This is a genomic window from Nocardioides sp. OK12 (genome assembly GCF_024341885.1).
GTDB lineage: Bacteria > Actinomycetota > Actinomycetes > Propionibacteriales > Nocardioidaceae > Nocardioides > Nocardioides marinisabuli.
This window is the reverse complement of record NZ_BNET01000047.1, coordinates 1-691: the sequence shown is the minus strand read 5'-3', so window position 1 is coordinate 691 and position 691 is coordinate 1. Positions and strand designations below refer to the sequence as shown.

Here is a 691-nt window from a genome sequence, read left to right as displayed (position 1 = left end):
TGATAAATAAGATTATTCTTAATTTTAGATTTTTTATAATATTAGATGTATGTATACCTTGGAATGTTCTTTCTCGAATAATATCACGTCATCATTGAATTAAAGTTAAGATTAAAGAGATTGAAGATATAATTATTAAATTAATATTTATGAAATAGAATCATTTAATTAATCTAATAAGGAATAATATGATATTAATTGATAGAATTAGAGGTCATGGGCTGATTGAAACTATATGATAAGGGTGATTTGATTTGTTCATTTTATAATTCATTAGAGTAGAGTGATATTAAAGTTATAAATACATATGATTGAATAATTGAAACAGCTAATTCGAGTAAAAAAAGTAAGATTTGTGTAATAATTAATAAATTAATTAAGTGGAGATTTATTGAGGTTCCAGTTGATCCGAGAAGACATAAAAGAAGATGACCTGCAATTATATTTGCAGATAAACGAATTGATAATGTAATAGGGCGAATAATATTTCTAATTGTTTCAATTAGGACTATAAATATTATTAAAATTGAAGGGGTATTAAGAGGGACAAGGTGAGCAAATCTTAAATTTGTTATTTTAGTTCAATAGAAAAGTATAATTCTTAATCAGATTGTTAGAGAAAGAGGAAGAGTAATAGATAGATGACTTGAAGGGGTAAAAATATAAGGAAATAGTCCAATAAAGTTTATAA

The 691-nt window shown here is 24.0% G+C and carries 1 protein-coding gene; it reads right to left on the bottom strand.

The genetic code is table 11. The annotated features are described in order from the left end of the window. Positions 1–263 precede the first annotated feature (263 nt). Complete coding sequence (gene atpB / locus OCU29_RS20215; protein WP_370463691.1) at positions 264–575, bottom strand: F0F1 ATP synthase subunit A; 312 nt, start codon at positions 573–575, stop codon at positions 264–266. Positions 576–691: the final 116 nt, after the last annotated feature.